Below are 3,628 nucleotides of genomic sequence, written 5' to 3'. Positions count from 1 at the left end.
AGCGCGGCCTCGGCCTCGGTCGGGTCGATGCGGGCCAGAAGCTGCCCCTCGGCGACGCGGCCGCCCTCGACGAATTCGGACGCCAGTTCCACGATCCGGCCCGCCGCGGCGCTGCGCAGCTCAAGGGTGCGGCGGCTTTGCACGTCGCCGAAGGCGGTCAGCACGGGCGTTTCGGTGGCGGGGGTCACGGTGACGGCGGAGACGGCGAAGACGCGCTCCTGCGCCTCGGGCGTGCGCGGCTCGTCGGCCATCCGCACCTGAACCGCGTCGCGCACCAGCACGCCGGCGAAGACGATCAGCCCCAGCGTGAGGGACAGCAGGAACAGGCCCAGCAGGCTTTTTCCGAGAAAGCGCATCCGCATCTCCGTGGCGGACGGCCCGCGTGCCGCCCCTTACCCAGATATAGACCCGCCGGCCGGTGCCAAGCCACAAGGCCGTGACGAGGCGGGCCTATTTCCGCCGCTGATGCTCGTCCAGGCGGGGCATGATCTCGACGAAGTTGCAGGGCCGGTGGCGGTAGTCGAGCTGTTTCACCAGGATCTGGTCCCAGGCGTCGCGGCAGGCCGAGGGGCTTCCCGGCAGGGCGAACAGGTAGGTTCCGCCCGCCACGCCGCCGGTCGCGCGGCTCTGCACCGCCGAGGTGCCGATCTTCTCGTAGCTGATCATCGTGAAGACCGTGCCGAAGGCGTCGATCTCCTTCTCGTAGACGTCCCTGTGCGCCTCGACCGTCACGTCGCGGCCCGTAAGGCCCGTGCCGCCGGTCGAGATGACGGCGTCGATCTCGGGCGAGGCGATCCACTCGCGCAGCTTGCCGGCGATCAGCGCGCGGTCGTCGGGCAGGATCGCGCGGGCGGCCAGCGTGTGGCCCGCGCCCTCCAGCCGCTCGACCAGCGTGTCACCCGAGCGGTCGTCGCCCGCGGTGCGCGTGTCGGACACCGTCAGCACGGCGATGCGCACGGGGATGAAGTCGCGGCTCTCGTCAATTCTCGACATGGTCTATCCTTGGTTGGCGGTCTCGCGCAGCTTGGCCTGCAGCGACAGCAGGTCGGCCCAGGCCTCGCGCTTGGCGGCGGGGGTGCGCAGCAGGTAGGCCGGGTGGGTCATCGGCAGCGCCGGGCGGCCCTCGGCCTCGGCCCAGTGGCCGCGCAGGCGCAGGATGCCGCGCTTGCCCAGCAGCGCCTGGGCCGAGATGTTGCCCATGATCACCAGCACGTCCGGGTCCGCCAGCGCGATGTGCCGGCACAGGAATGGCTGCATCATGGCGATCTCGTCCGGCTTGGGATCGCGGTTCTGCGGCGGGCGCCAGGGCATCACGTTGGTGATGTAGACGCTTTCGGCGCGCGACAGGCCGATGGCGGCCAGCATCCGGTCGAGGAACTGGCCCGCCTGGCCGACGAAGGGCTTGCCCTGCAGGTCCTCCTCGCGGCCGGGCGCCTCGCCCACGATCATCACGCGCGCGCCGGGCGTGCCGTCGCAGAACACCAGATTGCGCGCGCCGCGCTTCAGCGCGCAGTGGTCGAACGCCGCCATCGCCTCGCGCAGCGCGTCGAGGTCGTACGCAGCCGCCGCGGCCGCCTCGGCCTCGGCCACAGGATCGACGGCCTCGGCGCGCATCGGGGCGGCGGGCGCGGTGGCGATGGTCGGCGCGGATTGCGCGGCGGCGGCCACGCGCGCGGACTCGGCCGCGAACCGGTCGACCGGCGTCTCGCCGATCGCCTCGTCCACGCCCATTTCGAGCTGCCATTCGAGCGCCGCGCGCGCGGCGTGCCAGTCCAATGCCGAATCCATGCCGCCATCCTATCCGCGCAGGCGGGCGGCGGGAACAGCCCGCGCGCGCAACGCCTTGCCCCTGCCGCCCGCGCTACCTACAACCGGACCAGTCGCCAGGACCGAGAGACGCATGCGCTTCGACCACCGCCACCTGCTGGGAATCGAGCCCCTGAGGCCGGACGAGATCACCACGATCCTCGACCTGGCCGAGCAATACGTCCGGTTCAACCGCAGCCGCGACAAGCACGCGAGCGCGCTGGCCGGGCTGACGCAGGTCAACATGTTCTTCGAGAACTCGACCCGCACGCAGGCGAGCTTCGAGCTGGCCGGCAAGCGGCTGGGCGCCGACGTGATGAACATGGCGATGCAGGCATCCTCGGTGAAGAAGGGCGAGACGCTGATCGACACCGCGATGACGCTGAACGCGATGCATCCCGACCTGCTGGTGGTGCGCCACCCGCATTCCGGCGCGGTCGATCTGCTGGCGCAGAAGGTGAACTGCGCCGTGATCAACGCCGGCGACGGGCGGCACGAGCACCCCACCCAGGCGCTGCTGGACGCGCTGACGATCCGCCGCGCCAAGGGCCGGCTGCACCGGTTGACCGTCGCGATCTGCGGCGACATCGCGCACAGCCGCGTGGCGCGGTCGAACCTGCTGCTGCTGCACAAGATGGAGAACCGCATCCGCCTGATCGGGCCCGAGACGCTGATACCCGCCGGGATCGGCGACTTCGGGGCCGAGGTCTTCGCCGACATGCGCGAGGGGCTGAAGGGCGCCGACGTGGTGATGATGCTGCGGCTTCAGAAGGAACGCATGGACGGCGGCTTCATCCCGTCCGAGCGCGAGTACTACCACCGCTTCGGGCTGGACGCGGAAAAGCTTGGCCATGCGGCGCCCGACGCGATCGTGATGCATCCCGGCCCGATGAACCGCGGTGTCGAGATCGACGGCACGCTGGCCGACGACATCAACCGCAGCGTGATCCAGGACCAGGTGGAAATGGGCGTCGCGGTGCGCATGGCGGCGATGGACCTGCTGGCGCGCAACCTGCGCGCCCGACCTTCGGAGGTGATGGCATGACGACGATGCGGATCAGCGGAACCGAACGCGACGTGCTGCGGCTGTTCGCCGTTGACCTGCCCGAGGACGAGGCCCAGCGCTTCGCCACCGCGGGCGAGACATGGCCGCTGCGCGAGGCACTGGACGCGCGGACGCTGCGCGAGGATTTCGTCGACGTGGTGCGGGTGGCGGATCTCGGCGAGATGCCGCTGTCGCGCTACCTGCGCGAGGCGCACGGCGTCACCGAAGAGTCGCTCGCCGGCCACGGCGCGCGGGTCGACGCGCTCGACGGCGTCGTGATCGCGCTGCCGGCGCAGGCCTTCGGCGGCACGGCGCAGACCCTCGATGTGCGCGCGCCGCTGCGCTGGATCGGCACCTTCGGCGAAGAACGTGCCGAGCCCGCCGGCGCGCCCCTGCACAGCGAGGCCGCGCGCGGCACCACCGATGCCGGCAAACCTTCGGACGCGGCGATGAGCGGGCGGATCGCGAGCATCGCGCTTCTCGTGCTGTTCGTGCTGGTGGGCGTCATGGTTTGGATCGCCGCATGAGCGACCAAGTCCGGCACACGGTGATCGCCAACGCGCGCCTGATCGATCCCGAGGCCGGGGCCGAGACTCGGGGGCATCTGCTGATCCTCGACGGAAGGATCGCGGCGGTCCAGCCCGAGGACGTTCCCGTCGCCGAAATCGCCACGCCCGAGGCCGCGGTGATCGACGCGCGCGGCGCGTGCCTGGCGCCCGGCATCGTCGACATCGGCGTCAAGGTGGGCGAGCCGGGCGAGCGGCACAAGGAAAGCTA

4 protein-coding genes and 2 pseudogenes are annotated in these 3,628 nt (G+C 71.1%); 3 read left to right on the top strand and 3 right to left on the bottom strand.

Features of this window, described 5'->3' with window-relative positions:
* From ACFDTC_RS16305 to ACFDTC_RS16295, 3 genes and pseudogenes are all read right to left on the bottom strand, one after another.
* A pseudogene (locus ACFDTC_RS16305) lies at window positions 1–356 on the bottom strand (efflux transporter periplasmic adaptor subunit); the annotation flags it as partial.
* Window positions 357–450: 94 nt separating this feature from the next.
* Window positions 451–993 carry a molybdenum cofactor biosynthesis protein B gene (gene moaB, locus ACFDTC_RS16300; protein WP_375259939.1) on the bottom strand — a complete coding sequence of 181 codons (543 nt, stop codon included), beginning with the start codon at window positions 991–993 and terminating at the stop codon, window positions 451–453.
* A 3-nt stretch (window positions 994–996) separates the two neighbouring features.
* Complete coding sequence (locus tag ACFDTC_RS16295) at window positions 997–1,788, bottom strand: uracil-DNA glycosylase family protein (RefSeq protein WP_375259938.1); 792 nt, start codon at window positions 1,786–1,788, stop codon at window positions 997–999.
* Between the two features lie 112 nt (window positions 1,789–1,900).
* Between ACFDTC_RS16295 and ACFDTC_RS16290 the strand changes: the two genes are divergently transcribed.
* The 3 genes and pseudogenes from ACFDTC_RS16290 to ACFDTC_RS16280 form a co-directional block, all read left to right on the top strand.
* Window positions 1,901–2,851, top strand: a complete 951-nt coding sequence (locus tag ACFDTC_RS16290; protein ID WP_375259937.1) for an aspartate carbamoyltransferase catalytic subunit — start codon at window positions 1,901–1,903, stop codon at window positions 2,849–2,851.
* Window positions 2,852–2,856: 5 nt separating this feature from the next.
* The gene (locus tag ACFDTC_RS16285) at window positions 2,857–3,378 is read left to right on the top strand and encodes an aspartate carbamoyltransferase catalytic subunit (RefSeq protein WP_375259936.1); all 522 of its coding nucleotides are present in this window, start codon (window positions 2,857–2,859) and stop codon (window positions 3,376–3,378) included.
* Window positions 3,375–3,628, top strand: a pseudogene (locus tag ACFDTC_RS16280) (dihydroorotase); the annotation flags it as partial. The gene ACFDTC_RS16285 and the pseudogene ACFDTC_RS16280, both read left to right, overlap by 4 nt.

The organism is Citreimonas sp. (genome assembly GCF_042096055.1).
Classification (GTDB): domain Bacteria; phylum Pseudomonadota; class Alphaproteobacteria; order Rhodobacterales; family Rhodobacteraceae; genus Citreimonas.
This window is presented reverse-complemented; position numbering and strand designations above follow the sequence as displayed.